At 68.7% G+C, this 25,026-nt stretch carries 25 protein-coding genes and 1 pseudogene; 7 read left to right on the top strand and 19 right to left on the bottom strand.

Annotated features, from left to right (window positions below):
• Positions 1-800: 800 nt before the first annotated feature.
• Positions 801-1,580: a cutinase family protein gene (locus tag ACMTAK_RS00460; RefSeq protein ID WP_413804272.1), complete on the bottom strand. Its 780-nt coding sequence runs from the start codon at positions 1,578-1,580 to the stop codon at positions 801-803.
• A 982-nt stretch (positions 1,581-2,562) separates the two neighbouring features.
• Here ACMTAK_RS00460 and ACMTAK_RS00455 point away from each other — a divergent pair.
• From ACMTAK_RS00455 to ku, 3 genes are all read left to right on the top strand, one after another.
• A complete protein-coding gene (locus ACMTAK_RS00455; RefSeq protein WP_413804271.1) occupies positions 2,563-2,904 on the top strand; it encodes a hypothetical protein in 342 nt (113 codons plus the stop codon).
• Between the two features lie 146 nt (positions 2,905-3,050).
• Positions 3,051-3,425: a DUF6233 domain-containing protein gene (locus tag ACMTAK_RS00450; protein ID WP_413804270.1), complete on the top strand. Its 375-nt coding sequence runs from the start codon at positions 3,051-3,053 to the stop codon at positions 3,423-3,425.
• Positions 3,426-3,563: 138 nt separating this feature from the next.
• Complete coding sequence (gene ku, locus ACMTAK_RS00445; protein WP_413804269.1) at positions 3,564-4,496, top strand: non-homologous end joining protein Ku; 933 nt, start codon at positions 3,564-3,566, stop codon at positions 4,494-4,496.
• A gap of 134 nt (positions 4,497-4,630) precedes the next feature.
• On the opposite strand, the gene ACMTAK_RS00440 is transcribed toward ku, so the two are convergent.
• The 6 genes from ACMTAK_RS00440 to ACMTAK_RS00415 all read right to left on the bottom strand — a co-directional run bounded on the left by ACMTAK_RS00440 (position 4,631) and on the right by ACMTAK_RS00415 (position 8,899).
• Positions 4,631-4,891: a hypothetical protein gene (locus tag ACMTAK_RS00440; RefSeq protein ID WP_413804268.1), complete on the bottom strand. Its 261-nt coding sequence runs from the start codon at positions 4,889-4,891 to the stop codon at positions 4,631-4,633.
• A gap of 215 nt (positions 4,892-5,106) precedes the next feature.
• On the bottom strand, positions 5,107-5,931 hold the full coding sequence (locus ACMTAK_RS00435; protein WP_413804267.1) for a hypothetical protein: 825 nt from the start codon (positions 5,929-5,931) through the stop codon (positions 5,107-5,109).
• A gap of 1 nt (position 5,932) precedes the next feature.
• Complete coding sequence (locus ACMTAK_RS00430; protein ID WP_413804266.1) at positions 5,933-6,517, bottom strand: sigma-70 family RNA polymerase sigma factor; 585 nt, start codon at positions 6,515-6,517, stop codon at positions 5,933-5,935.
• A complete protein-coding gene (locus tag ACMTAK_RS00425; protein WP_413804265.1) occupies positions 6,514-6,702 on the bottom strand; it encodes a hypothetical protein in 189 nt (62 codons plus the stop codon). The genes ACMTAK_RS00430 and ACMTAK_RS00425 overlap by 4 nt, the downstream gene beginning before the upstream one ends.
• Positions 6,703-6,981: 279 nt before the next feature.
• The gene (locus tag ACMTAK_RS00420; protein WP_413804264.1) at positions 6,982-7,869 is read right to left on the bottom strand and encodes a methyltransferase domain-containing protein; all 888 of its coding nucleotides are present in this window, start codon (positions 7,867-7,869) and stop codon (positions 6,982-6,984) included.
• Positions 7,870-8,209: 340 nt separating this feature from the next.
• On the bottom strand, positions 8,210-8,899 hold the full coding sequence (locus ACMTAK_RS00415) for an HNH endonuclease family protein (protein ID WP_413804263.1): 690 nt from the start codon (positions 8,897-8,899) through the stop codon (positions 8,210-8,212).
• Positions 8,900-9,102: 203 nt separating this feature from the next.
• Between ACMTAK_RS00415 and ACMTAK_RS00410 the strand changes: the two genes are divergently transcribed.
• Positions 9,103-9,333 carry a hypothetical protein gene (locus ACMTAK_RS00410; RefSeq protein WP_413804262.1) on the top strand — a complete coding sequence of 77 codons (231 nt, stop codon included), beginning with the start codon at positions 9,103-9,105 and terminating at the stop codon, positions 9,331-9,333.
• Positions 9,334-9,410: 77 nt separating this feature from the next.
• Here ACMTAK_RS00410 and ACMTAK_RS00405 read toward each other — a convergent pair whose 3' ends face one another.
• The 6 genes from ACMTAK_RS00405 to ACMTAK_RS00380 all read right to left on the bottom strand — a co-directional run bounded on the left by ACMTAK_RS00405 (position 9,411) and on the right by ACMTAK_RS00380 (position 14,725).
• The gene (locus tag ACMTAK_RS00405; protein ID WP_413804261.1) at positions 9,411-10,004 is read right to left on the bottom strand and encodes a hypothetical protein; all 594 of its coding nucleotides are present in this window, start codon (positions 10,002-10,004) and stop codon (positions 9,411-9,413) included.
• Entirely contained in the window at positions 10,001-11,269 is a 1,269-nt protein-coding gene (locus ACMTAK_RS00400; RefSeq protein WP_413804260.1) for a DUF7224 domain-containing protein, read from the bottom strand. The genes ACMTAK_RS00405 and ACMTAK_RS00400 overlap by 4 nt, the downstream gene beginning before the upstream one ends.
• Before the next feature lie 3 nt (positions 11,270-11,272).
• The gene (locus tag ACMTAK_RS00395; RefSeq protein WP_413804259.1) at positions 11,273-12,025 is read right to left on the bottom strand and encodes an ATP-binding cassette domain-containing protein; all 753 of its coding nucleotides are present in this window, start codon (positions 12,023-12,025) and stop codon (positions 11,273-11,275) included.
• A gap of 133 nt (positions 12,026-12,158) precedes the next feature.
• The gene (locus ACMTAK_RS00390; protein WP_413804258.1) at positions 12,159-12,560 is read right to left on the bottom strand and encodes a hypothetical protein; all 402 of its coding nucleotides are present in this window, start codon (positions 12,558-12,560) and stop codon (positions 12,159-12,161) included.
• 1,093 nt (positions 12,561-13,653) lie between these two features.
• On the bottom strand, positions 13,654-14,415 hold the full coding sequence (locus tag ACMTAK_RS00385) for a class I SAM-dependent methyltransferase (protein ID WP_413804257.1): 762 nt from the start codon (positions 14,413-14,415) through the stop codon (positions 13,654-13,656).
• Positions 14,416-14,584: 169 nt separating this feature from the next.
• Positions 14,585-14,725: an HGGxSTG domain-containing protein gene (locus ACMTAK_RS00380; RefSeq protein WP_413804256.1), complete on the bottom strand. Its 141-nt coding sequence runs from the start codon at positions 14,723-14,725 to the stop codon at positions 14,585-14,587.
• Between the two features lie 259 nt (positions 14,726-14,984).
• Between ACMTAK_RS00380 and ACMTAK_RS00375 the strand changes: the two genes are divergently transcribed.
• Together ACMTAK_RS00375 and ACMTAK_RS00370 are read left to right on the top strand one after the other, a co-directional pair.
• Positions 14,985-16,607 carry a competence protein CoiA family protein gene (locus ACMTAK_RS00375; RefSeq protein WP_413804255.1) on the top strand — a complete coding sequence of 541 codons (1,623 nt, stop codon included), beginning with the start codon at positions 14,985-14,987 and terminating at the stop codon, positions 16,605-16,607.
• 136 nt (positions 16,608-16,743) lie between these two features.
• Positions 16,744-17,055 (top strand): hypothetical protein, encoded by a 312-nt coding sequence (locus ACMTAK_RS00370; RefSeq protein WP_413804297.1) that lies wholly within the window; start codon positions 16,744-16,746, stop codon positions 17,053-17,055.
• Here the strand turns inward: ACMTAK_RS00370 and ACMTAK_RS00365 are convergent.
• The 3 genes and pseudogenes from ACMTAK_RS00365 to ACMTAK_RS00355 form a co-directional block, all read right to left on the bottom strand.
• Positions 16,983-17,233, bottom strand: a pseudogene (locus ACMTAK_RS00365) (type II toxin-antitoxin system RelE family toxin). The gene ACMTAK_RS00370 and the pseudogene ACMTAK_RS00365 sit on opposite strands and share 73 nt — an antisense overlap.
• Positions 17,230-17,487 carry a type II toxin-antitoxin system Phd/YefM family antitoxin gene (locus ACMTAK_RS00360; protein WP_413804254.1) on the bottom strand — a complete coding sequence of 86 codons (258 nt, stop codon included), beginning with the start codon at positions 17,485-17,487 and terminating at the stop codon, positions 17,230-17,232. Before ACMTAK_RS00360 ends, ACMTAK_RS00365 begins: the two are co-directional and overlap by 4 nt.
• A gap of 179 nt (positions 17,488-17,666) precedes the next feature.
• On the bottom strand, positions 17,667-17,906 hold the full coding sequence (locus ACMTAK_RS00355; protein WP_413804253.1) for a hypothetical protein: 240 nt from the start codon (positions 17,904-17,906) through the stop codon (positions 17,667-17,669).
• A 798-nt stretch (positions 17,907-18,704) separates the two neighbouring features.
• Here ACMTAK_RS00355 and tcmP point away from each other — a divergent pair.
• A complete protein-coding gene (tcmP, locus tag ACMTAK_RS00350) occupies positions 18,705-19,817 on the top strand; it encodes a three-Cys-motif partner protein TcmP (RefSeq protein ID WP_413804252.1) in 1,113 nt (370 codons plus the stop codon).
• Here the strand turns inward: tcmP and ACMTAK_RS00345 are convergent.
• From ACMTAK_RS00345 to ACMTAK_RS00335, 3 genes are all read right to left on the bottom strand, one after another.
• Positions 19,814-20,569, bottom strand: a complete 756-nt coding sequence (locus ACMTAK_RS00345) for a DUF5131 family protein (RefSeq protein ID WP_413804251.1) — start codon at positions 20,567-20,569, stop codon at positions 19,814-19,816. The genes tcmP and ACMTAK_RS00345 overlap by 4 nt on opposite strands.
• A gap of 241 nt (positions 20,570-20,810) precedes the next feature.
• Positions 20,811-21,629 carry a DciA family protein gene (locus tag ACMTAK_RS00340; RefSeq protein ID WP_413804250.1) on the bottom strand — a complete coding sequence of 273 codons (819 nt, stop codon included), beginning with the start codon at positions 21,627-21,629 and terminating at the stop codon, positions 20,811-20,813.
• On the bottom strand, positions 21,626-24,145 hold the full coding sequence (locus tag ACMTAK_RS00335) for a hypothetical protein (RefSeq protein WP_413804249.1): 2,520 nt from the start codon (positions 24,143-24,145) through the stop codon (positions 21,626-21,628). Before ACMTAK_RS00335 ends, ACMTAK_RS00340 begins: the two co-directional genes overlap by 4 nt.
• Positions 24,146-25,026: the final 881 nt, after the last annotated feature.

Genomic DNA, 25,026 nt, shown 5'->3' with positions numbered 1-25,026 from the left:
CTGAGCGCCTTAGTTGGCGGGCAGGGTAGCGCTGAGGACGTACGTCTGGTCCCGATTCGAGCGAAGACGGCAGTCTTGTGCTCCCTGAGCGCTGTGCTGGGTGCATGGGACCGTCAGTCAGTGCGTGCGAGGTCGAGCTCGGGCCGGTGTGGTCGCACACCTGTGAGCTGGATGATCTTCTGGTTCCGTACCGCGTCGGTGCTGAGGCGGCCGGGCGGCTGGAGACAGGTCCGGGATGGTCGCGGCGGTGGACAGCGACATGGAGGACAGCCCAGGCGGATGTGATCTGTCCGGTGCGCGGGCTCGCGGCGGTGCCCGCAGCTCAGACGGTGCCGGTTCGTCGGTTTGCTTGGCGGCCTGATCAGCGCCATCGGCCTGGGCTGAAGTACATGCTCTCCACGGGCCGGATGCACGGGTTCGAGAGCTTGAACGCCTCCTCGCGCCCGCCCTGCGCTCCACACAAGGCGTCCCCTCCAGGCAGACAAGGAGGGCCGCCGCCACCGAATCCTGGTGGCTGGAGAACCCCAACCACCGGCGGGGACGCCGCAGCCCAATCCATCAGCTTCTCCATGCTGCACTCCAGGAGTACAGCGGTCAGCTCATCACACAGCTCGATGCCTGACCACGGCCCCACCGTCGACGGCGTTCAGGATCAGCCCGAGGGCCGCTGAGGTCGTTCTCGCGTTGATGCTGCCAGCTCCTGGAGTTTGCCCAGAAGCTGGCAGTCGCTGCAGCGATTTCTGCGGATGGGTGATTGCTGGCACGCCGCCGGGAACCACCCGATTGATGAAGTTCCAGCCTCACCCGGTATTGCGGCGAGCCGGAGTCGGTGCTTCCCTGGGCTGTCCCAGGAAGCTGGCACCGTAGCGACCCTGGTAGCGGATGTGTCCGCACCCCAAGAACGCTGACACCTCTGCCCTCAACCCCAGATTACTCGGGGTGCAGGCCCTAAATGCGCTCGCCCAGTGTCGACCGGTGAGCACGTCCTGCTCGGGGGTCGCACATATGGGATCCACAGGGCTGTCTAGGCAGTAGGACTGCGAGCGGTTGTTGAGCGCTCCGGGCAGGTAGGGGTCACGAGGGCCGAGGGCCCGCGCAGCGATCCCGACAGTCCTCGGAGGCCCATCCTGGCCAGGCTGCCTGGCTGCCGCAGGGGACCTGGAGTCGAACTTGGGGTCACCCGAGAGTAGTACGGCATCGATCCTCGGGTAGATCTCTTCGAGCTTTGGGAGTATGTCTCCCAGCACCCACGCACCCAAGGAATGCCCTGCGAGGATGAAGTGCTGGTTGGGGCAGCGAGCCGCTTGCCGGCGGAGCTGTACCAGACCGTTTTTCACGCCGTCATCGCGGCCGCGCAGGAGAGCGTCCGGCAGCTTGTCCTGTCCCGTGGGGAAGGCCTGGCCCTGAGGCTGCGGAAAGCTGGTTGCCGCGGCCAAGGCTGCCTTCGCCTTCTTGTCTTGGAAGACTTCGTCGTACTTGGGGCGCTTGTATTCAAGCCGCAAAACGCCGACTTGTCCCTTGCCATGGAGGTCCTGCGCCTTTTTGACGATGCTGTCGAAGAACTCGCCCGGCTCACGCAAGGCGGATCCCGGTGGAGGCATTACGCCCAGGGCCTCGATGACGAGCCACCGCGGGCACTGCTGCGACGGCGGCGTCGTGTGTTCCGTCGATGGTGGCTGCGACGGTGGCGTCGTGTGTTCCGTCGACGGTGGCTCCGACGGCGGTTTCGACGGCGGCGTCGTGTGTTCCGTCGATGGTGGCTGCGACGGTGGCGTCGTGTGTTCCGTCGACGGTGGTGTCATGTGTTCCGTTGGCGGTGGCTCCGGAGGCTGTTGGGCCACGCTGAGGGAGCTTGACGTGAAAGCCATGACAGCAGCAGTCACGCTGCTGATGGCCAGCAGGGTTGCTTGGTGGCCGGACCGTATGCGCGGAGTCTTCGCTTTTCGTCGCATCTTCCACCTCCTCGTGGGCGGTGGTACAAGGTGGCGCCCGAATGCCACTAGACGACCGTAAATGACCCATTTAGGTGTCGCCCGGAAGTGTTAGGCCATCCGAGTTAGTCCGATGCGTGGACACTGTGATCAACCAGATGCAGGCTGAGGGCTTCGACGTCCACGACGAGGACCCCCGCGCCTCTCCCCGTTCGCCCAGACCCGTACAGGCTGTTCCATAGCCGCTGATTCGCCGCCTCGCGCCAGCCGGGCCAGGCAGCTCGCCCCGGGCAGCAGCACCTGCGGCAGCCGCAGCATCGAGCAGCACACTGGAGTCGATACGCCCCATGCGACCACTCACGGCGATATTCAGGTCGCATCGGCGAGAAATACACGACACCTCAACATGCGAGCCCACCAGCCCCCAGCCCTCACGTCGCCTCCGCTCGAACGCCGCAGCCCACCATCACCCAACCAAGACTGAAGCCGCCCTCTCGTGCCCGCCAAGTACAACCTCAGGACCCGCCAGCTAAGGCGCTCACTCGCCAACTACGGCGCTCAGTCACAACTGGTGACACTCCGCGCGTCGTCTCACCGGGCGCATGAATCGAACAGGCGTATGATTCGGGCCATGGCCAGAGCCTACGACTTCCCCCCGGACCTGCTCGCCGCGCAGGAAGAACTTCATCAGGTCGCCGCCGCCCTCACCGCGCTCCTCGAGGGCCTTCCATGGTCCGTTGAGCCGCACCCGGGGTTCAGTGACTCCGACATCTGGCGCCCGCGGCAGCGCCCCGCGTCCGACGGCTGGTCCGAGGAGGACCAGGCAGAGGTGCGGCGGCTGCGGGACCGGCAGCGGGAGCTGACCATCACCGTCGTTACCCACGCCTTCTGGGCAGCCTTCGAGGGCCCGGACCTCGTCACCGCGCGGATGCAGCTCAAGCACACCCACGACGCCGCCGCACCCGCCGCGTAGCCGTGGACGCCTTCAGCCCCGACGCCCCGGACCCGGACGCTCCCGGGCCTCCGGCGTGGGTTGAGCTGGCTGACGGCCAGAGTGTCACAGCCCAGGTCATCGGCTGCCTCGACCGCCGCGGTGCCGGGGGCGGCTGGTGGTACGAGGTGCGTTTGCCTGTTTGGACCGAGGTGGAGCTGCCGAATCGCATCACGGTCGAGCCCGACTCGATCGTGATGCGCGTCCCCGCTCGCCTGATCAGCGCCATCGAGGGCACCGACTACTCCGCCGTGCCGACCCGGCGGCAACACCGGCCAGCCCGGCCGCCCCGCTCTTCCCCCGGTGTCCCGGCAGGCCGGTGGAGCGTGCAGCACCTGCCCGCGCCCGCCGGCGGCCCCGGGCGCCGGGTCATCCACCACGAATCGTGCTGGCTGCCGGCCGACGACGCGGACCTCACGCTCGACCAGGCGCTGCGCGAGCTCACCCGGCCGGGCAGCGAACCGTGCACCGCCTGCGATGCCCGCCATCTCCCGGCGTCCTGAAGGCGGCAGACCCGGCATCGCCCGTCGGCCGCCTTGGCGCACCCAGAGTCTGCATCCGGCGGACAGCGGCCTGAGCTGGGCACTCTGCCGCTCGCGTGTTTAGGCTGGGACACCCCAGGGGGGCGTAGGAGGTGTCCCATGCGTCCCGTCTGGAGCGGAGCTGTCAGCTTCGGTTTGGTGACGATTCCGATCAAGGTCATGCCCGCGACCGAGGATCACTCGATCAGCTTCCGGCAGATCCACACCGCCGACGGCGGCCGCATCCGCTACCGCAAAATCTGCGAGATCGAAGACCGCGTACTCGACCCGGACGAGATCGGGCGAGCCTACGAAGCCTCCAAAGATCAGCTCGTGCCCGTCAGCGACCAGGAACTCGACGATCTGCCCTTGCCCACCGCCAAGGCCATCGATGTCGAAGCCTTCGTGGAGGCCGAACGACTGGACCCCATCCGCTTCGGCAAGCCGTACTTCCTCCAGGCCGATGGCGCCGTCGCCGCCAAGCCGTATGTGCTGCTCAGGGAGGCGCTCCAGCGCAGCGACAAGGTCGCCGTCGCCAAATTCGCCTGGCACAACCGCGAGCGGCTCGGCGCGCTCAGGGTCGTCGGCGACGCCATCGTCCTTCAGGTCCTCCACTGGCCGGATGAGATCCGCTCGGCCGAAGGACTCGCCCCCAAGCCCGTCGACATCTCCGACTCCGAGGTCGACGCAGCCATGACGTTGATGGAGGCCATCGGCGGCACCGACATCACCCAGTACAAGGACCAGTACCGCGAAGCGATGGAAGCCGTCATCTCGGCCAAGGCCGCGGGCGTCGAGCCGCCCGAGATGGAGGCACCGGCCGAACCCAAGGGCAAGGTCGTCGACCTCATGGCCGCCCTCCAGGACAGCGTGCGCGCCGCCAAGAAGAGCCGCGGCGAGGACACCGGCGACGAGGCTGACGTGCACGAGATCAGCGGGCAACGGGCGGCGCCGAAGAAGAAGGCCGCGAAGAAGACCGCGGCGAAGAAGACGAGCGCCAGCGGGAAGAAGGCAGCGGCGAAGAAGACCTCGAGGAAGCGGCCGGCGTCGTAACCGAGCGCGGGCGGTGGCACGGCCTGGTGACGGCCTGCCGTGACCACCCACGCGCAGCGCAGTGGCAGCCGGCACGGAAGAAGGTCCGAGTCCCGGCGGCCGGGGTTCGGGCCCTGTCCTGGCGAGCAACGCGTTCAGCTGGCGTTCGGGTCCTGGCCGACCAGCCGCGTGAGCAGCTCCACGATCTGCGCCTGGTTCCGGTCCATCTTCTGCCCGAGCTCCTCGAGGCGGCCTTCCAGCCGGTCCACCTTCTGATCGAGGTTCCCGACCTGGAGACGCACCGCCGTCAGGTCGCTCTTGATGATCCCGAACTCGCGGTCGGTCTTCTCCGCGACCTCTTCGAACCGCCGTGTGAGAGCGGCGAGTTCGCTGTGAGCTATGGGGTCCTCGGGCACGCGGGGCGCTCCTGCCAAGCCAGGGATACGAGCAGTCATCAGGCTGTCCACGATATCGCGCTCACCGGGCGCCGGTCCCGACCTCGGACGTGCTCGAGGCGGGCGCCAGCGATCCCTGGTGGAGTGTGGAGCCCGGGGCAGGCAGGGGTACGTACGAGCGGGCCAGCCGCTGCCGAGTGATCGGGGCGGCCCGATCGGGGCAGTGGCATTTGGGGTCAGGGGGATGACGCTGCGCAGTCCTCCAGTCGGGCGGCGAGTTCGAAGGAGGCTTTGGGGATGGTCCCGTAGTCGGCGTCGGATTTGGTCTCCAGACGCTGGACCGCCACGGCCAGTGACTGGCACAGCGGCTGATCGGCGAGGGCGGGGTTGTCGACGACGCGCGTGCTGGCGGCGACGCCGGAGTGCAGAATCGCCATGGTGCGGTTGATCATGGACTGGGGCGTATACCAGCTGCCGCGGTGTCCCTGGCTGGGCGGCCGGAGCAGGAGGCTGACCAGGTCGTCATGGGGGCTGGTCTGGTTCTCCAGGTGTTCCAGGCAGGCGGCCTCGTGTGCCCAGTGCTCGGCATCGCGGAGCTCTCCGCGCTGCATATGCATCAGGTACAGGCACAGTGCCGCGGTGGCGCTTCCAGCGCCGGCGGAGAACTGCCACCAAAACTGTGCTCCCTCCCGGTCCGCCAGGTGCAGCAGGCAGGCGAAGATCAGCGCGCTGGCGGGTTCGACGCGGCACGACTGGGCCAGGAGCGCGATGTGGTGAGCGGCACGGGAGTCGCGGATCACCAGGGTGGACAGCTTGCGCAGATCCTGAGCGGCCTGTTCGTGCTGGGCCGTGCACAGGGGAGTGCGGTGGCGGGGGGCGTCCTCAGGGAGCCAGGGCTTGACCTGTTGAGCGGAGGACTCGAGCAGCAGCGCGCTGCGCCACCAGGTGTCGGCGATCTCGCGTTCGATACGCAGACGTGAGGCCGCGGTGTCCTCGTCGTCGTACTCGTGCTGCAGGATCTCGGCGTCGGCCAGGAGTTCATCGAGGCTGCGCGGTGTCATGTCACTCCTCATCGTCGCAGTCCGTCTCGAACGCTATGCCCAGTTCCCGAGCGATCTTCCGGCGCGCGAAGTGGCAGTGCGAACGCACCGTGGCCTTAGTGACTCCCATGATGCGGGCGACAGTATCGGTGGAGAAGCCGAGGACGTAGCGGAGCACCATCACGTCGAACTGCCGCTCGGGCAGCCTGGCTATCGCCGGATACAGGCCCAGAGCGCTCTCGATGACCTCGAATTCCTGGCGGCTTGACTCCAGCACCGCGCGCACCACGAGCTGCAGCATGGCCGTCTCGGGCACCGCGGGCTTGCGGCCCTGGATCCTCAGCTCCCCGGCGACACTCTCCTTGAGCAGAGCCCACGCGGAGGCGGCGGGGTTCGCCTCCTCCATCAGGTGGGCCCAGTTCATCGCCAGGTGCATCAGCACCTGGTGGACCAGCTCACCGGCCGCGTGCGGATCCCCCAGATGCACGTGGGCGTAGCGGCGGTAGGCCCGGTAGTACTGGTCGTGGAAAGCCCAGAACGCCTTCGGCAGTTGTGGCAGCGGCACCATCAGGGCGGGCCTGGACTGCGACGTGTGGTGGTCGCTCACTCCGGGCCACCGTCCTCGCGGACAGCGCAGGCAGCCGGGGTGCCGTCACGGCGTTCCATCAAGGCCGCGGCTCCCACGCGCACCCCTGCCCCGAGCAGCCGGCGGGCCAGTGCCATGGCGTCCGGGGTGAATACGCGCAGCGCGATAGCCGAAGCCAGCACGCTGTTGGCGACATCGTGAGTCACGAGTGCAAGGCCCTTCTGGTCAACAAGGTGAGCAGCGCCTGGTCCCCCCTCGGGGCGCTGGAGAGCGTCCTTGCCCTCGATCACCAGCTAATCGACCACGAGGCCCAAACGTTGAACGGCACACTCGAGATTTTTATACGCGAAGCAACCGGGCGGTTACTCTCGTTCGAATCCGCTCCCGCGCCACACGCCGACGCCCCCGGGGTGATGGCTTTGCAGAGCCTGCGACAGCATCCCCACCTGCGCCCTCTTCTCACCGACCGCAATATGGTTCTGACGTCAAGTAACCATCGTTAATCGCACTCCACTTGCGTCGCACCAAAGCCGCATGTTCCAGATCACAGATGCGACGGGTGCAGCCTGCGGACCAGGCCAGCGTCGCACGGCGCGCCACTGGCCCAGCCCACGGCTGGCCAGGATCCCCTCAGCAGTGTGGGAAGGCACCAGGGCGGGAGGCCAGCGAGCGACAGCCCGGTCGTGGCCCTGGAGCGGCCAGCGCGGCCCCGTTGCCGCATCTCGGCACCATACGTACTGGCGCTGGGGTTCCACGGTCATGCCGAAGTCGTACAGGGTCGGCTGTCCTTCGGTCAGCCACCAGTCCCAGGCAGGTTCCAGTTCGTTGGCCAGGCGCCGCGGCCCGCCCTGGTACGCGACGGCCTTCCCATCGGGGAGTGTGGTGAGTGTGGCCCAGGAGGCGACGCCGTCGTGGAGCCATACGTTCACGCCGTCGTCGTCCATGCCCGTGCTGATCTGCACGTCGGGGAGGTGGATGCGCAGGGCGAACAGCAGGTGCGCGTCGTCCTTCAGCGGGTGCAGGTCCCGTGCGAAGGGGCGTTCGTCGTCGGCGGGGCCGGTGCCGCGCACGTGCGACCAGCTGCTCGCGGGCGGTGTGCCGCGGGCGGGCATGAACGTCGCCAGTCCCTGCATCCACCCCACGGCCGAGCGGTGGTCGTCGGCGACGGTCAGCGCGACGTGCCCCAGCCTCCCCCACGGGGTGACGATCCTCCCGCCCGGCTGCGTCTGCTCCACCCGCGCCCAGGGCACCTGGTCGACGGCGTAGGTGGAGACCACGCGGTCGTACGGCGCGCCGGGCGGCCAGCCATCGGTGCCGTCGGCGGCCACGACCGCCGCGTCGGTGCCGGTCGCGTCGAGGTGTTCCTTGTCCAAGCCGGATCCTGATCCGGGGCAGGGAACTCCGCCGCCGAACAACTCGGACGGGCAGGTGCCGCCGCCTCCGCCGCCGTCCGGGACACACCGGAAGTAGACCGCGTGACCGACTACGACGCCTTGCGGAAGCGGCTGGACGAAGCCATGGACCAACTGGGGCTGTGGCCTGGCCGCTCGCCTCTGTAACCGCGCCATGATGACGCGGTATCAGGGGCAGCGGTAGAGCGCGCGGAAGCACCTGCGGGGCGGCGACGGCCGCCATCGCCTGGTGCCCGGCGGCTTCCCCCTCCCCCGGCTCCCGGCGCGCCGGACACGCCAGCGCGCCGGGAGCTGAGGCGCATCAGGGGCAGGTGTCGAGCATGCCGGTCAGCGCGGCATGTTCTTCCTCGTCCGTGGTGAGAGCGTAGGCGTGCTTGACCGAGATCCACGCACGTGCGTACGTACAGCGGTAACTGACCAGATCCGGCTGCCAATCAGAGGGGTCTTTATCACTCTTTGCCCGGTTGGAGCGGGCCGAGACGGCAATGAGCTGGGAATGGGCGAGATCGTTGGCGAAGGCCCGGCGATCCGCGGTCGTCCACTGCGAGGCGCCGGACCTCCACGCCTCCTTCAGCGGCACGACATGGTCGATGTCCACCTTGGATGCCGCGTCGAGCACCGCGCCGTCGTACGCCGAGCGCCAGCTGCCGGACGTCGCCCGGCACTGCCCGTCCTGGGTGACCTGATCGCCGTCCCGGGCGAGGACGATCTCACGGGTGTCGCAGGTGCCGTACTGGGTGGCCCAGTGGGGGAACTTCGCCCGGCTGTAGCCGGGCACATCGTCCTCGGGTGCGACCGCCAACTCGTCTAGTTCCGCCCGGGCCTCCTCAGCAGTCGGCGGTTCTGGGAGCTCCGTCGCCGATACGGGACCGGCGATGGAAGACTCAGTACTCGGGGTGCTCGGTACGGCCCAGCTGGAGGGAGCGGAGCCCACGAGGCCGACCGTTGCCAGCGTGGCGGCCGCGGCAGCGGCCCAGCGACGAATCATCATGACCGTCACCGTGGACCGACCCACCAGGCCGAACGCTCAATTCCCCGAGCCGCCACCCCAAAGTGGATACACAGCAGCGAGGCTCCAGCTGCCCTCGAGCCCGCAGGCATATCGACCGAAAACCTCTCGCACCGACTTCCTGCCGCACATCCCTCGGGGCGTCTGGTTGTCTCGAAATTCGAACAAGCGATCCAATACGAGGCATGAGCCAGCACGACTTCCCCCTCGACCTCGTGGAGGCGCAGACCGCCTGGTACCGCACGTACTGGCAACTCGCCGAATCCGGTCCGACGGCCAGCACCACCACGGACCGTCGACGCCTGCAGCAGCTGTCGAAACAGATCGCCGCGCATCCGTACTGGTGTGGGCCGTCGGGCACACCGGCCGCGCGCATGGAGCTCAAGGAGCTCGCCCGGCGTGAGGCCGGACGATGAGACTCGCCGCCCGATCGGAGGCGTTACTCCGTATTTTCAGGGGGTGTCTGTCGGGTTCAGCTGTACTGATGGCTTCCTCAGTGAGCGGACCGCAGAGGGTCCTGTCGGGTGAGGCAGACGAGAATGCCCACGAAGACGATGGCTGCCGTGATGAGCGGGGCGATCAGGGAGTTCGCGGGGTACAGGATCCAGGCCCATGGCGCGGGGCGGCCGCCGCTTCTCCAGCCGGCCGCCGCGCACACAAAGGGCACGATGGCGACGGTGACAGCGGCGATGCGGTGGCCGAGGAAGGGGAAGAGCAGCAGGGCCAGGCCGACGTATCCGGCGATGTTGCGCCCCAGTACCAGAGCGATGCTGTCGGCCCCCAGGGCGTAGCAGAGGGCTGCCATCCCCGCCCCGGTGGCGGCGACCGCCAGGCCGAGGGTGGCGTCCCACTTCCGGACGGGGCGGCAGGCGACGCTTTCGGTGCGCAGGTCGCCGCGTCCCATGCCGTGGAGCAGCATCATCGCCGGCAGCAGGGTGATGAGGTGGCCGACGAGGAAGTGTCCGGACTGGCCGGTCAGAACGGGTACAGGGAGTTCGGCGTTGCCCATGAGGAGTCCCACCGCATTGGTCAGGACGACGGATACGCTCAGTGCGGGAACGGCGCGGGCCTTCAGCCACCAGTTCATCCGTGGCTCCCGTTGATGTCCAGTTGGGGGGTTGCGTTGCAGGATCGCATGGCGCGGGTGTTGCGCTCGTACCAGGTGAGCTGGGTTTGTCGGGGCTGTTTGAGGACGTGTTGGGCCAGGGCCAGTTCTGGCGGTGCGACCCGGTTGGTGAGGGTCGTGGGCGAGGCGCCGGCGGTCAGGGAAAGCCATGCTCCGACGGGGCCGTAGGCGTCAGCGGCCGGGTAGGGCTCTCCGTTGTCCGCGCAGGTGGGAGATTGTGGAAGGAGTCCTGCCGCGACGCCGGTGGGCACACCGGCGGCGCTGATGCCGGGCCCGATGGCGAGCTTGGTCTCGTCAGTGCCTGGCCGGTCGGCCATGGTCAGGGTGGCGGGCACCGTGACGCCGACCTGGCGGAGCCTTGCGACGGCTTTGCGTGATTCGGTGCGGATCATGCCGGCTTGGTGGTCCATCTCGGGCCATAGGCAGATGCGGGGCCGGCCGTGGTCGCACACCAGGTCGCTGGTGGGACGGGAGGTCACCGGGTCCGCTCCGATGCCGTGGGCGGAGGCGGCACCGCCCGCGAACCCTCCGGCGAGCAGCGCGGCCGCGGCGACGGCGGCGGGAGCGGCCTTGCGGTACTGGATCAGTACGGCGGCGGACAGACACACCGCCGTACCGAACGCTCCCGCGCTCACCAGCGCCCACACGTCCAGGCTCTGATCGAGCACACAGCAGTCCTGCAATCCTCCGCCCACCAGGTGGCGGATCCACACGATGCTCCAGGAGACCGGGTAGGCGTTGGCGACGAAGCTCGCAACCAGCGTGAGCGGCACCGCGATGATCGGAGCCCACAGACGGCCCAGAACGAAGCCGACCAGGGTGTTGGCCGCGAGAAGCACCGCTTCGACCGCGAGGATGCCGAAGTTGGGCACACCGAAGCCGACGTCGGCAGCGGCCGCGGAGACGAGCAGGGCCGCGGTCATACCGGCTACGCCCATCACGAACACCGGCAGCAGCAGGGGGAAGGCGATGGCCAGCGGCGAGCGGACCGCGTTCTGGTCGGAGATGCGTGCGCGCCTGAGCCGGCTTCCCTCCCAGGCCCCGGCTCCGGCACACGCAGGACCCACGAAGGACAGGGCCAGGCTCGCGGTGCCGGTGGCGGAGAGCCAGTAGTGGGGCGTGACCCACTCGGAGAGGTTGTCACCGAGGGCTATGACGATGAAGCCGACCAGAATCGGCAGGAGGCGGGTGCCGGAGGAGACGCGGATGACGGTGCGGAGCAGCACGGGTCAGATCTCCTCGCCTACGAGCTGGGCATAGGCGGCCTCCGCGCGCTCGCGAGGACCCTGGGCGCTGTCGGCGTTGCCGGCCATGGCATGGAATTGGGCGGTGGTGCCGTGGAAGCGCACCGTGCCCCGGTCCAGGACGATCACGTGCTGGTAGAGGTCGGCGAGGTCTTCGGTCTGGTGGGTGGAGACGACGATGTGGACGTCGTCGGCGAGCTGTTCGAGTAAGGACCGGAAGACCTTGCGCTGGGTGGGGTCCAGGCCCGCGGTCGGTTCGTCCATGAGGATGAGCTCGCTGTGGTGGGTGAGGGCGCCGGCGATGCCCATCCGGCGCAGTTGGCCGCCGGAGACCTGGTGGCTGCGGCGGTCGGCGAGCTTGTCCAGGCCGACACGGCCGAGCGTGGTGGCCGATGCCTTCCAGGCGTCAGTGCGGTTCATGCCCTTGAGCCAGCCGGCGAAGGCGACCTGCTCCCGCACCGTCAGGCCCGGCACAGGCGTGATGTGCTGCGGCAGCCAGGCCACCGCCTTCCGGTACGCCGTCACGTCCTTGCGGGCCGCGGGGCTGCGGCCCTTCCAGGTGACAGTGCCGTCCAGGGGCTTGAGCTGGGAGGCGGCCAGCGCCATCAGCGTGGACTTCCCCGCCCCGTTCGGGCCGAGCAGCACCGTTGCCGCGCTGCTGACGCGAAGGTCGAAGCTGTCGAGAACGGTCGTCTTCCGGTTGTACCGGAAGCAGACACCGCGGAATTCCAAGGCCATGAGCCGCACAATCCGCCGCCAGGGGTGACCCCGAGGAGGCTGTAGTGAGGAGCGGAGCGGGAAGTGCCCGGGCGCGGGCAGAACCCGCCTGCGCCCGGGCACCGGTGAAGACGTGCCGTACTGTCTTCGGGTTCTAGTAGGCGATGACCACCTTGTTGGCGCTCATGGTGCCGCCCGAGTTGAAGCTGAAGAGCTCGAAGTAGTACTTACCAGACGACTGGTCCCCCCAGGCGGACTTGCCGCAGCTGTTGCTGCGGGTGCCCTTGTCGTCGTCGGGCAGCAGGTCGCGGTTCTTCCACAGCTTCAGGTTGGCCTTCTGAAACCCGTTGGCCCCGTCGGTGTGGCAGCCGCTGAGGGTCACCGAGGTGCTGACACCGTCGGTGTTGTTGTCACTCCAGCGGGAGGACTCGTTGCCGGGGTGCCAGCCGGTGAAGTACGTGGTGCGGCTACCCTCGGCATGGGCAGGGACCGCGCCGGCGAATCCCAGCAACACGGCCCCAGCGACGAGACCAACGGCTCTTCGATGCATGTGCATTCTTTGCTCCTTTGTCCTGCGCATGACATCAGCCATGCAGGCATGACGGAGGAAGCACCTTTCGCATTCCCCCCCGGATGCAGCGCTGTCGTGCTCGCGATCGCTGCACGAACATATATCCACATCACCGATTCACAGCGATGATCATGTCAAATAACGACCAAAAGCGTGCGAGTGTCGCACTGCTTTTCGCATTGCTCGAATCCACTCGTAAGCGACCACATCGCTCGACCGAAGAGGTGGACGCCGCATCCATCCAGGTCGCACGCGTGAGCGAGTCGCAATCCGAGACCACCCCGAGGCTCAGCCGCCCTCCGCAATGCTCACGCGGACCCCAGCAGCCACAATGGCCGAAAACGCACAGTCATCACATAGTTACGGTCCAGAACCAGATGTGCCGCACACAAAGCCATCAGCCCACCGGCCGCCGACTACGACCTGGGTCGGGCCCGGCAAGACGTAGGCAGCATCTCCGAGCCGGGCCCCGCACCGGTTCACCTACCGCTCGTCCTCGCGGGTCTCGCCTCTGCGGTACAGCCCGGTGATCCTCCGGCGTCCAGCTCGAACATGACGCACCTAAAAGGTGGCCGATAATCGGCGAAATGACCGGATCTCATAGTGCGAAATTTAATGCTGAATTAAACAACTGCTTTCCCGGCAACTCGGCGTCAGCGCAATGCCTGGCGCGCCCGGAACACCATGTGGATGGATTCCCGGTCGACACCGTCCGCCGTGCCCCGTACGTCCAAGGCGGGCGACCGGGTGTCGGGTTCACCGGGCGAGTGTGTAGGTGATGCGGGCATCACGGCAACCGTCAGCGGGGCCGGTGAGAGCCGCCACTTCGCCGGGGTCCACCGACAGGCCCCGGCGGGACTTCACCACGGTCCATTCCTCAAGGTCACGCCCGTCAGCGATGTAGGCCGAACGGCGGTATCCATCGACGGGCCGGCGGTGGCCCCCCATCGGCAGGTCGGCGGCGACACGGCTCCCGGTGCGGCTGACCGGCGACGTGCTCAGCGCCTCACGGTCGGCTTGTTGTCATCACAGCGGCCGCTGGAGAAGTGGCTCTCTACCCACGGCGGTGGGTCCGGTGTCAGGCGGGCTTGCGGGCCTCGATGAGGAACCGCGCGGTGTGGGCGACGAACGGACCCTCGCTCTGGATCTGGTCGTGCAGCTGCCGCAGCCGGTCCCGGTACTGGTCGACGGTGAACCCCGGCACCATCCAGATCACCTTCCGCAGGAAGTAGATCACCGCGCCGACGTCGAAGAACTCGGTGCGCAGGGACCCCGAGCGCAGGTCCTCGACCTCCAGCCCGGCCGCCTCGGCCGCCCAACGGGCGTCGTCGGGGTGCCGCTTGCGGCGCACCTCCTCCGGCTGCGGGCCGAGGAAGTACTCGACCAGCTCGAAGACGCTGGCAGGGCCGACCTGCTGGGAGAAGTACGCGCCGCCCGGCCGGAGCACCCGGGCGATCTCCTCCCACCAGACGGTCACTGGGTGTCGGCTGACCACCAGGTCAAAGGCCTCGTCGGCGAACGGCAGCGGCGGCTCGTCCTCGTCTGCGACGACCACCACTCCCAGTGGATGCAGCAGCGCGGTGGCCTTGGCGATGTTCGGCTGCCAGGACTCCGTGGCCACCACCAGCGGCGGCAGCTTCGGCACCCCGGCCAGAACCTCCCCGCCGCCGGTCTGGATGTCCAACGCGGCCGAGGCCCGTGCCATCCGCTCACCCATCAGACGCTGGTAGCCCCACGACGGGCGCTGTTCGATGGCCCGCCCTTGCAGCCAGGAGAAGTCCCAGCCCCCTACCGGGGCCGACTCCGCCTCCGCCACCAGATCCTCAAACGTTCCTGTCATACCTGAACCGTCCCAGCTCGGCCCGTGGATCGGCGACCGGATATCGCTGTCCCGGCGCATGCGTCGGCTGCTGCGGGGGACTCACTCGCCACTGACACTGGTGAGCCCCCGTCCGCTGGTTGGATCCAGGGACGGGGGCTTTGCCGTGTCACCGGGACACGGCCGCGTGTCAGCGCTTCTTCGCCTTCTTCGTCTGCCGCTTGTTCCACTCCCCGCGGTGAAGCTGGCATCGTGAGTAGCCGACCATTGCCAGCCGCGTGCAGCGCGTTCCCTTCTTGGTCTTCGCGCCGCACAGCGTCTGCTTGCCCATCCGTTCACCCCCTTCCCCGTGGCCATGGCTGGTTGAGGGCATGGTGCCTGGGCTGGCTGATCGTCTGAGGTAGTGGGCGGTGTGGTGGCTGGGATGGTGCGTGGATCGGCCTGTTTGGTGCGGCTCGGTCCGGCTGGTGGCGGGCCCTGTCGGCCCCGGCGTTGTCGGTGGCGGGAGATACCGTCAATCAGTCAGGCGCGTGGCATTGTGCCGGGCGCCGACCGGAGGCGGATCTCATCGCAGTACTGCTGGAGGGTGCATGGCCCTGGACAAACGCCGAGTGCAGACCGCAGTGATCGGCCACTTCGATTCCGAGCTCCCTGTGGTCCTTCCGATGGAAGCGATAGAGCTCGACGACTTCCGGGCCCGCCACACCGGCCAGACCTACTGGTGCGGCGTGTGGCTGGGTGGCTGCGGACACCAACTCGTCACCAAGCTGTACACCGATCGCGCATGCCACTTCGCGCACGTGCCGGATCCCGACCACACATCCGCCTGCGCCCGGAAGTCGGCCGGGGTCTCCAGCGCGGACCACCTGTACATCAAGCACGGTCTGCTGACCTGGCTGGCGGAGCAGGACGTCAACGCCACAGCAACCATCCCGCGCGATGAGGACGGTTCGATCGGAGGGGAAGTGCTCTTCGCCCCCGCCGGGCACGCCAGCTTGCGGGTTCTGCTCTCCGAGCCGGCCGACTCACCCGCACCAGCAGATGACGACTCTGCTCAGCTGGTACTCGGCCCCGAGATGGCATCCGACCCGAACGTGCTGTTGCGGCAGGGATACATCAACCGCATCCAGCTCATCCCCGACGGCACCGGCCGCCGGATCCAGGTCGGAACCGAACGCCATGGCGGCACCACCGAGTGGTTCGACCTGCACGATGTGGAGTTCACTGCCTCGGGACTGACCACCCCTGCGGTCGAAGAAGTCCGCCGACTGCGTACCACACGGCGACCCATCGGCGTGCGAGCGCCCAAGGCCGCGCCACCGCAGACCGGGCCGACCGTACAGGCCGCCAGCGAGGAGACACACGGCATCCCGTCGCCAGATCGTGCAACCGTCATAGCGGCCCTCGAACAGGCGGTCAACGAGGGACGCAGCCGCATGGAGATCCGCCGGTGGCTGAACAGGGCGGAAGAGGTGACGCACGGCGGGGCCACCGCCGAGGAGAACGACCTGATCAAGGCTGCCGCTGACGCGCTGTTGAGGCTGGAACGAGCCGTCGGCCTGCCGACACCGCGTGAGCCGACCTTTCAGGAGCGCAAGGCCATACAGAAGGTCGAGCGGATGCTGGGCGATCTCGCGCGGCAGAAGGACCGAGGGATCCGGACTATCGCGCCCCGCCAGCGCCGCCAGCTTGCTCAGGCCGCGAAGCAGGCTTCCGCCTGGCTCACCGTCGACCAGCGCGCCCAGGTACAGGCATGGCAGACCGCTCCGACGGAGTCCGCGCCCGTACCGCGTGCCCCTCAGCGGCCGTTGCCTGGCCGATCGCCGCGCAAACCTCCTGCGGCCCCCCGCTCTGAGCAGCGCATCGACGCGGCCAGCCTTGCTGACGCCGTCCGGGACGTCCTGGAGCACACAGCCCGGTTAGGGAAGACCGTGCCCCTCGCCGATCTGTGTGCCCAGATCAAGGGCCTGGGGGAGCTGACGGAATCTGATCAGGTGCAGGTGCTTCGGCGGGTGAAGCCCACCGCGCGCCCTCGCAGTCCGAAGCCTCAGCGTCCAGCTCTGCTCACCGCCCTGATCACCACTGAAACAGGGACTATGCACCCGATCTACCGGCAGCTGGCCGACCACGCCGGCCACCACCAGCCTCAGCAAGCCGACAGCACATGGACCGACACCGTCAAGATCCTTCACGACCGCTACCGCAACCCGTAGCGGCGCAAGCGGCGCCGTCGGCCCGGCAGCGAACTGGTGTCGCCAATCCAGGCCACAGTGAAGTTCGCCTTCACCCCGGCCGAAGAAGACATCTCCAGCATGCGCCTGGCCGAAGCGTTCACCTGCTGACCCGCCCGTGGCACGGGAGGCCAACGCCGTCACCCTCGGCATCAGCCCCTACAGCGAGTTCAGCGACGTCGGGGAAGTCACAGCGCTGAAGCTGTTCACCCAGCGCGTGGAGGACCACCGCAACGATCAGCGGCGCCGCCAGCAGCAGCTGGACCAGCCCGCCGACCAGGCCCCGCCCGCAGCCGGGCCACAGGCACCCTGGTCCGGCGCACGCCCCGGGGCTGACAGATGGTCCGGGCGTTTCGGTCAGCCGGTTCGGCCGATGTGGATGACCACGATGGTGACGGTGGTTTCTGTGATTTCGTACAGGACCCGGTAGCGGCCGACGTGCATGCGGCGCAGGTCCGGGGAGCCGTACTCCGCGGTGCCTGCCGGTCGGGGGTGTCGGCGAGCAGGTCGACAGCGTCCATCAGCTGCCGCAGGCCGTCAGGGTCGTCCTTGAGGAACCGGACGGCCGCGTTCACCGCGCCCTCGTCCCAGATGATCGAGTAGGTCAAGAAGCGTGCCCCAGCCCGAGCTGGGCACGCACCTGCTCGTGCGGCACGCCGGTGGTCTCGCCGGACGCCTGCCGCGCCCGGTACTGCGCCAGGGCCAGGGCGTCCTCGAGGTCGGCCAGTTCCTGCGGGTTGATCAGGATCGCCGCCGGCTGGCCATGGTCGGTGATGGTGATGCGTTCACGGGCATGGGACGCGCGACGCACCAGCGCCCCGAACCGGGCCCGCGCCTCCGTGATCGGCAACGTGTCACTCATGAACAGAAGTGTACACTTCATGCGCCTCGCGTCTTCACCATCTCGAAGCACAGACAGCGCCCGGGACGGTGTTGTTCCGTGCTCTCGGCGCGAGCAGTGGCGTCGCCAGCAGCAGCTGGACCAGCCCGCCGGCCGGGCTCCGCCTCCCACCGGACCGCAATCAGCCTGAAGCGAAGCGTCTACCGTCGGCGGCGGCCGCCGCCACTGAGCCGTCGGGAGAGGAGATCCTGCCTCGCCTGGTGGGATCCGGCAGGCAGCGCACACTCAGCATCAGGCTTGGCGTGGCACACCGGGCAGGCGATCTTCATCAGCTTGAAGGCGGGCACCATGTTCGCGGTTCCCCGGCCCGTCCGCCGGTCCTCCTCGCGTTGGGCTTTCTTGGCCTTCGCGGCAGCCTCGCGTTCCTTCACGATCGGCACGATCCGCTCGTCGTGGCCGTGTTCCCGCTGTACTGCTTCGCCCCCCGACTCGTCCGGGTCGGTGCAGTCCTGGCCGGCCTTCGCGCCACAGCCAGGGCAGCGGCGCCGAATCCAGAGCCGGCGGGCGACCTTCTCGTGCAGGGGAACCTTCCGCCCGTCGGGCGGGGCTGGACCGGCTGTGCAACCTTGAAGGGCTCGCACTCGCCGGGCAGATGCCGGAGACGGCCGTTCAGACGCTGCTTCCTCTGCCCCTCCTTGAACCCCCCCCCCGTCGCAGCTGGCGCACTTCTCATCCAACCGCCGGGGCTTGACGCGGGCGGGGTCGTACGAGCCCCGCGACAACCGCGGCGCCAGGGCCGGCCGCGACTCCTGGGTGCCGTCGCGGCGCACGATGGTGACGTCCGAGGCCGGAGGCCGGTCGTACGCCGGGAGCTGCGGCGCGGCAACGTATGACTGCCCCTTCGGGCCTGGCCCCTGGTGGTCGCGCTTCGACATGCTGGGCAGCGTAGCCATGTGCCTCAGCGAGCGGCAGAGCGCAAACTGCCCATCCGGCATGGCCAGTTGAGCAGCGCGGGTCTTCACGTCTTCTCGGCGGCCGGCCGGCTGGGGTGAAGGATGGTCACTCGAACGGAGTAGCTCCGGAACCAGGATCGCGGTCTCTTCTCTCTCCTGCTGTACGGCCGTGTGGCGGGTGCGTCAGCCGTGCTCGGTGAAGATGGCCGACTCGGCGTTATGGACATTAAGTCCCTTAGCGGTGACGCTGGGTGTCTAACCGGTGTGGGGCCAGGGGAGGGGACCATGCGGCGGGTTGAAGAATTGCGGGAGCGGACTGTCTGGAAGAGCGATCCGCACACGCAGGTCAAGCATCTGGTGTACCGGCACTACCTACAGTGCTGGATGGGCAAGATACTCCAGAAGTTCCCCGAGGCCACCATCGTGGACGCCTTCGCGGGCCCGGGTGTGTACACCGACGGCCCGCCCGGCTCCCCCATCGTGGTCGCCAAGACCTTCCTCGAGCACACGGCATACCGGCGCTTCGGCCGGCTCAACCTCATCTGCCTGGAAGAGCGGCCCGACCGGGTGGAAGAGCTCAAGCGGCAGTTCGCCAAACTGGCCCCTTCGCCGCAGCTGAACGTCAGCATCCAGCCGCCGGGCACCTTCGCCGAACGACAGGCCCAGTTGTCCGTGCTCGCCCACCGCGGCCGCGCCGAGACCCCCGTGCTGTGGCTGATCGACCCGTTCCGCCTCAAGAGCGCGCCGTTCTCGCTGATCAGGCAGTGCCTGGCCGGCCCCCGCGACGAAGTGCTGCTCACCCTTTTCACGAATGAGCTGCACCGTTTCTGCCAGCGCGAGGGCTTCGACAAGACGATGACCCCCTACTTCGGTGGAGAGCACTGGCAGGCGGCGACGCCCGAGCGGCGCGCCGGGGCACGCAAGGAAGCCTTCGCCATGGCTTATCAGCAAGGCCTGAGGCGGCAAGGCCTGTTCACCGGCAGCTTCGGCATCAAGATCAGCAACCAGAGCGCCCGCTACCACCTGATCCTGGCCACCCACAGCGAAGCCGGCCTGAAGTGCTGGGCGCCTGTCACCTGGAAGCTGGACAGCTACAGCGGACAGGGCGCCTCCGCCGACACAGCAGACGCCCCGTCGCTGTTCGATGAGGCCTCGGTCGTGGACCGGCTGGACATCGCCCTGCGCGCCCACGCCGGTACCGAGCAACGGTGGGAGACACTGTCCAGCCAGGCAGCCCAGCTGAACCACATGGACAAGCACCTGCGCCAGGTCCTGGACAAACTGGCCGCCCAGGGCCTGGCCTTCCGCGTCGACCCCGTCCGTGCACGCACCGCCTGGCCGGAAGGGTGCACCGTGCGCTTCTACGCCCCCGAAGACGTCGCGGACGAAACCTCCTAGCCCGTGGGCAGGAGCGGGCGGTCCGGCATGTCGTCCCAGGTGCGGCCGTCCAGCTCGCGGCCGCCGGCCTTCGGGGTGCGGCCGCCCCACTGCTTGAAGAAGAAGGCCACACCGGCCTGCTGGCAGATATCCCGGATCTGCGTCACCCACGCCTCGTCCAGCGGCCGATGCCCAGGCCCCGACTCGCCTCCCGCGATGACCCAGTCGATCTCGGTCAGCTCCAGCCCGTCCAGCGGCCCCAGCAGCGGCTCACACGACAAGAACTTCACCGCCGCGGGAACCTGCCGCAGATCATCGACGCGCGGCAGCTCTTTCGCGCTCTCCACGGACACCCCCATCCAGAGGTTGTCCGGCCACTGAAGCCGGTTGGCGACCTGCCGCAGCCGTCGCGCCCGCTTGGTGAGCACCTGGTAGGTGTGCTGCGGTGTCTCCGCGATCACCTCGAAGACCTGCCGCACGTAGTCCAGCGGCACCCGGGCGTGGAACAAGTCGCTCATGGAATTCACAAACACGGTGCGGGGACTCTTCCACCCGTACGGCACGTCCAGCGCGTCCGGGTGCAGGGTCAGCCCGAACCCGGGGCCGGAGGTACGCGGGTCACCGTCGGCTTGATACTTCGGCGACCCCATCGCCTTCAGCCGCTTCGCCAGCGTCAGCGCGTAGCAGTTGTCACACCCTTCCGAGACGCGGTCGCATCCTGTGGTCGGGTTCCACGTCGCCTCGGTCCACTCGATCGCGCTGCGGTCACTCACCGGCCGGCCCTCCATCCCCTCGAACCGAGCCCCATCCCCGATGGCACAGCCACGGCCCGCTGTATGCCCAACGACCCGTCACACCACCGGACACCGGCATCCAACCATCTGACACCCGCGCTGTACCCACTACCCCCAATATCGAACATGCGTTCCCTCTCTTTTGGTAGTACGTACACCGCAAACTGGCCATTCCTGTCCTGCGCTGAAGCTGCTGTCGTACACACCGACCCAGAGCCCTTCATGCGGTGGAGCGCTGCGAACCCAATACGGCCACAGCGCCGGGCCTCTGGGCGCGATCGGCACGCGCCCGCCGCAGCGCGCGAACACGACTGCTGTCCGCGACCGCCGACCGCGCGGCCTTCGCCTGCAGCTCCTCGACCGCGGCCCGACCATCGCCGAATGCTTCCTCCGGCTCCCGCATCAAGGAGCCTGCGTTCTGCTGCTCGATGGCGGCCGCGGTCCTCGGGTCGAGGACCCGTTCCGGCCTGCTGGCCCGATGAGCGGCCAGCGCCTGCTGGTAGCCCGGCGACGCTGCTTCCCGCGTATGGACCGGCGCCTCGGACGCGGCCGGCCGCTGGCCCGGGTCGGCGGCCGCCGAAGCGGAATCCGCGTCGCCGGGCGCGGGCGGCAGGACATACAGGCTGCGCACGTTCGCGCCCGGTACCTCCGCGTTGGCCGCTGCGATCAGCTTCGGCGCGCTCCAGCGCAGCTTGGTGCCGTACGCGGGGGCGTCGGGGACGACGTCCAGGCGGCCAGTGTCCGCATCGAACTTAACCGCCCGGGCGTGGCCGACGAGTTCGGGCGCGGCCGCGGCGAGGATGCCGTCGAACCGGGCGAGGACGCTGCCGCGGGCAGCCGGGGCGACCATGCCGCGCTCGGTCATCATCCAGGTGATCGCGGTGCCGAGTCCGAGCGGCTCGCGACCCTCCCGCCGTACGACCCGGCCGGTACGCCGCTTCGGCTTCCTCTTGCGAGTGGAGCCGTTCTTCTTCGCCTGCTCGCGGGCGGCGACCAGGGCCTGGCGGGCGAGGTCGACGCCGCTCGGCCCGGTGGTCATGCGATCACCGCCCCGGCCGTGTCGCCATCCAGCGGCCGGGCGGCGAGCTCGCGCAGCCGGTCCCTCCACCGCACGGCGTCGGCCGTCCCGGTCTCGGTGTGGGTCACGGTCTGCTCGTGCAGCTGCTCCAGCCGCGTTGCCAGGAGGTACTCGGCGGTGCGTTCCCGGGCGGCGTCAGCGGCCTTCGTCGCGGCGGCCACCGCGTCCGCGCCGTTCGGGTTCGCGCGGAACCAGCGGCGTTTCTGCTCAGTCGCGTACGCCCGCCGTGCCTCGGCTTCGGCTTCCTCGGTCCGGCCCAGCATCGCCAGGGCGCACCGCCGGTATTCCGACGCCGCCTGCTGCACCGCCTGGAGCGCGGCGAAAGCGAGCGCGGACGCCGCCGCGACCGGGTCCGCGTCCAGCTCGCCCGGCTCCACCAGCTCCATGAACGCCCGCACAGCGGTGGCGATATCGGTCTCCAGGGACTCCCTCACGCGGGCGGTGACGGCGGCGACGGCGTCCGGGGCGTCCAGATCGGCAGACCAGGTGGCCGCGACCATGCCGACCTCCACCGTCAAAGCCTCGGCCCGGCGCCGGTAGCCGCACGCCTCACACAGCCCGGCCGACCGCTCCTGCCCGCAGTCCTCACACGGCACAGCCCGGCGAACCGCCTCCGCGGCAGCCCCGATCGCGCGTTCGCGCTCCGCCCGTTCCTGAGCGGCCGCACGAGCAGCATCCTGGCGGGCCTGCTCGGCTGCGGCCTGCTCGCGCCGCCACACGAAGTCCTCCGCATCGAGGGCCGCCTGCTGACGGAGCCGGTCCTCAAGGACCTGGCGGCGCTGGTCGACCTCGAGGCCGGGCAGCTCCCGATCGACCTGCGCCGCGACCCGGGCGCGACGAGCGCGCCGGAGGTGGATCACATTGCCGCAGTTCTCGCACTCGCCGCCGGTGTCCAGCCGGATCCCGTCGTCGCACCGCATGTCCGAGCAGGCCGGCCGCTGCACCAGGCCCCGCCGGATCAGCCAGCCATACCGGCTCCGAACCAGGGCCTCACCGCCGGCTTCCTCCAGCCGGTCGGTGAGCCGGTCGGCCAGCAACTGCGGGGCGGCATCCGGCTGCATCAGCAGGTTCTTCAGCCGCCCCAGCTCCCTCTTCGTAGCTTCCTCGACCTGGTGCTGCTGCCAGCCGTTCAGCCGCTCCCACAACCACGCGACCGGCCCCAGCGCCACCCGCAGACCAAGATCAGCCGGAAGGCCCACCCTCCGCTGCTGCTGCGCCTTGTGCCAACTCACGGTCTCCGGGTGGCCACCGGCCTCAGCACCGGCAGCACGCTGCCCATCACGCCCTTCGACCGGGGACTCCTTGGGCTTTTCCCCGCGCAGCGGGCCGTCCTCCGCCACCGGCGGCGTCGACTCGACACCAGCGTTTCCGCCGTCGGTGGCCTGGTCCTCGCGTGCGCACGCGCGCTCCGGCCAAGGGCCTTCACCCCCACGGCCTTCGCCGGAAAAACCACCAGAGAGCTGCGGAGGAACAACAGGAGAAACCACAGGAGCGTGAGAAGAGTGAAGGTATGCAGCAACGGCGAGGTCTGCCGACCCGGCCCCCAGCCCCTGCCCCGGGTCCTCCGTCCCAGTAATCACAGAGGCCACAGAGCTACCGGGCATCTCATGATCTCCGGATGCAGTACCGGCGAGGTCTGAAAACACCGAGGTAGCCGCCTCACGGGCCTCCCGGATACGCAGACCATGAGCCCGGGCGACCGGCAGCAGCCGCACCCGGCTGCGCGCGTTCAACCCCGACGCCGTCTCACGACGCCCCACCGTCACCACGCCCCACTCCTGGAGCCGCCCCAGCACCTTCGCCCCAGCCGCCGGCGAGCAGCCCAGCAGCCGCCCCGCCGTCGCCGCCGGACGCCCCCGAGAGCTGTCCACACTGCCCGGACACAACTGCAACCAACCCTTGGAGTTCGAGGACAGCACCATCAACAGCAGCCCGAGACGATCCGTCGCCGCCCCGCGACCCATACGGTCCGCGAGCAACCCCGCCGGGGTCACCGACCCATCCCTGTGCGACCACCCCGGCCCGAACAACACCTCGATCAGCCGCAACAGCACCGCAAGCTCCACCCGCGACAACGCCAGCACATGCCGCCGGTCCCCCGCCTGCTGCGCCCGGTACATCGGGATCACCCAGCACTCCAGGCCCGTCGCCCACCCGGCCGCGTTCGTCTTCGCGATCGAACCGAGCACACCGCGCTCCCGCAGCCGCGGCAGCACCGCATGCGCGACCCGGGACGTCCTCAGCCCCAGCCACCGGCCCAACTCCCCCGCACGGATCACCGTGCTGTAGTCATCGGCGACCCGAGCCTTCGACGTCAGCACCACCGACGCCAACCGCGCGGGGTCACCAGCACCCTCCAGCGCCGGATCCGACACCAGCGCGAGCACCGCCGCGAGCAGGCGGGCACGCATCGTCTTCGACAGCTGCAGCGGGTTGCCGAGCTCCAGCTGCTCCACCGGACCGGCCTGATCCGGCACAGCCCGCAACCGACGCCGACGTTGCCCCGGCACGCACGTCCTCCTGGCGGCCTCCGCCGCCACGGCACTCACTGGGCCGCCCGCACGGCGCGGGCAGGCAACAACGGAAACGCGTGAAAGATCACGGGGCGACCCTCGAACGGATCACCTGTGGACAGAGATCGAGCCGAACCGCCGTGACGGCCAGCTCGGGACGCATTGGAGTGGACGGGCAGGACGGTGAACGCGGAAGTGGTCCTCACGCCTGCTACAGGTGTGGGAATCCGCCGCGGTGTGACACCGATCGGCCGATCGTCCCGCCAGCCGGGATGTACCAGACAAAACGGGCTGTGAGATTCCGCCAGACGGGAAGCCCTCAACTGGCAAACATGGGTGAAAAGGGCATAACTGGACTGGCGAAAGGCAAAGCGGTCGTGCACAATGACGACGTCCCTTCGAGTAGTCGGGAGGGCATGACGAAGCCCCAAAGGGTGCTTCGTGGTTCTGGGAGGAACCTGACTTGCTCAGATCGACCGGGTGGTACCGGAAGATCGAGCCTTCGCTTCGGTTGGTAGCCGGAGCGGTGACGTGAAGGGCCGCAGGATCCGCAGGTGGCTGGTAACCACCACGCGGACGCGGCCGACGATCTACCTCATCCCGACCCCCTCAACAGAGGGGCGCTTCGGCGCGGGATCAAATGCGAACACCCCGCCGACGGGCCAGCGCTCACGCATGCGTCGCTGACCCCACGGCGGGGTGCTGTGTGTCTGGTGCAGGGTACGGGTACCCTGATGCATGTCGATCACCTTCGTATGGCTATAAGGGTGCTCGGCAGGCCGAGGACCCCCGCTACAAGGTCCGATGGCCCGCCCCCTCGACTTGCTCAAGGTCGTGGGGGCCAT

The organism is Streptomyces lacaronensis (assembly GCF_047337785.1).
Taxonomy (GTDB): domain Bacteria; phylum Actinomycetota; class Actinomycetes; order Streptomycetales; family Streptomycetaceae; genus Streptomyces; species Streptomyces lycopersici.
The sequence above is the reverse complement of the archived record's forward strand: the minus strand, read 5'-3'. Positions and strand labels throughout refer to the sequence as shown.

Excerpts from the sequence above, each read along its gene's own strand:
- ACMTAK_RS00455 (WP_413804271.1), top strand. The coding sequence starts at position 2,563 with ATGGCCAGAGCCTACGACTTCCCCCCGGACCTGCTCGCCGCGCAGGAA.
- ku (WP_413804269.1), top strand. The coding sequence starts at position 3,564 with ATGCGTCCCGTCTGGAGCGGAGCTGTCAGCTTCGGTTTGGTGACGATT.
- ACMTAK_RS00435 (WP_413804267.1), bottom strand. The coding sequence starts at position 5,931 with ATGACACCGCGCAGCCTCGATGAACTCCTGGCCGACGCCGAGATCCTG.
- ACMTAK_RS00415 (WP_413804263.1), bottom strand. The coding sequence starts at position 8,899 with ATGATGATTCGTCGCTGGGCCGCTGCCGCGGCCGCCACGCTGGCAACG.
- ACMTAK_RS00410 (WP_413804262.1), top strand. The coding sequence starts at position 9,103 with ATGAGCCAGCACGACTTCCCCCTCGACCTCGTGGAGGCGCAGACCGCC.
- ACMTAK_RS00405 (WP_413804261.1), bottom strand. The coding sequence starts at position 10,004 with ATGAACTGGTGGCTGAAGGCCCGCGCCGTTCCCGCACTGAGCGTATCC.
- ACMTAK_RS00395 (WP_413804259.1), bottom strand. The coding sequence starts at position 12,025 with ATGGCCTTGGAATTCCGCGGTGTCTGCTTCCGGTACAACCGGAAGACG.
- ACMTAK_RS00390 (WP_413804258.1), bottom strand. The coding sequence starts at position 12,560 with ATGCACATGCATCGAAGAGCCGTTGGTCTCGTCGCTGGGGCCGTGTTG.
- ACMTAK_RS00385 (WP_413804257.1), bottom strand. The coding sequence starts at position 14,415 with ATGACAGGAACGTTTGAGGATCTGGTGGCGGAGGCGGAGTCGGCCCCG.
- ACMTAK_RS00380 (WP_413804256.1), bottom strand. The coding sequence starts at position 14,725 with ATGGGCAAGCAGACGCTGTGCGGCGCGAAGACCAAGAAGGGAACGCGC.
- ACMTAK_RS00375 (WP_413804255.1), top strand. The coding sequence starts at position 14,985 with ATGGCCCTGGACAAACGCCGAGTGCAGACCGCAGTGATCGGCCACTTC.
- ACMTAK_RS00360 (WP_413804254.1), bottom strand. The coding sequence starts at position 17,487 with ATGAGTGACACGTTGCCGATCACGGAGGCGCGGGCCCGGTTCGGGGCG.
- tcmP (WP_413804252.1), top strand. The coding sequence starts at position 18,705 with ATGCGGCGGGTTGAAGAATTGCGGGAGCGGACTGTCTGGAAGAGCGAT.
- ACMTAK_RS00340 (WP_413804250.1), bottom strand. The coding sequence starts at position 21,629 with ATGACCACCGGGCCGAGCGGCGTCGACCTCGCCCGCCAGGCCCTGGTC.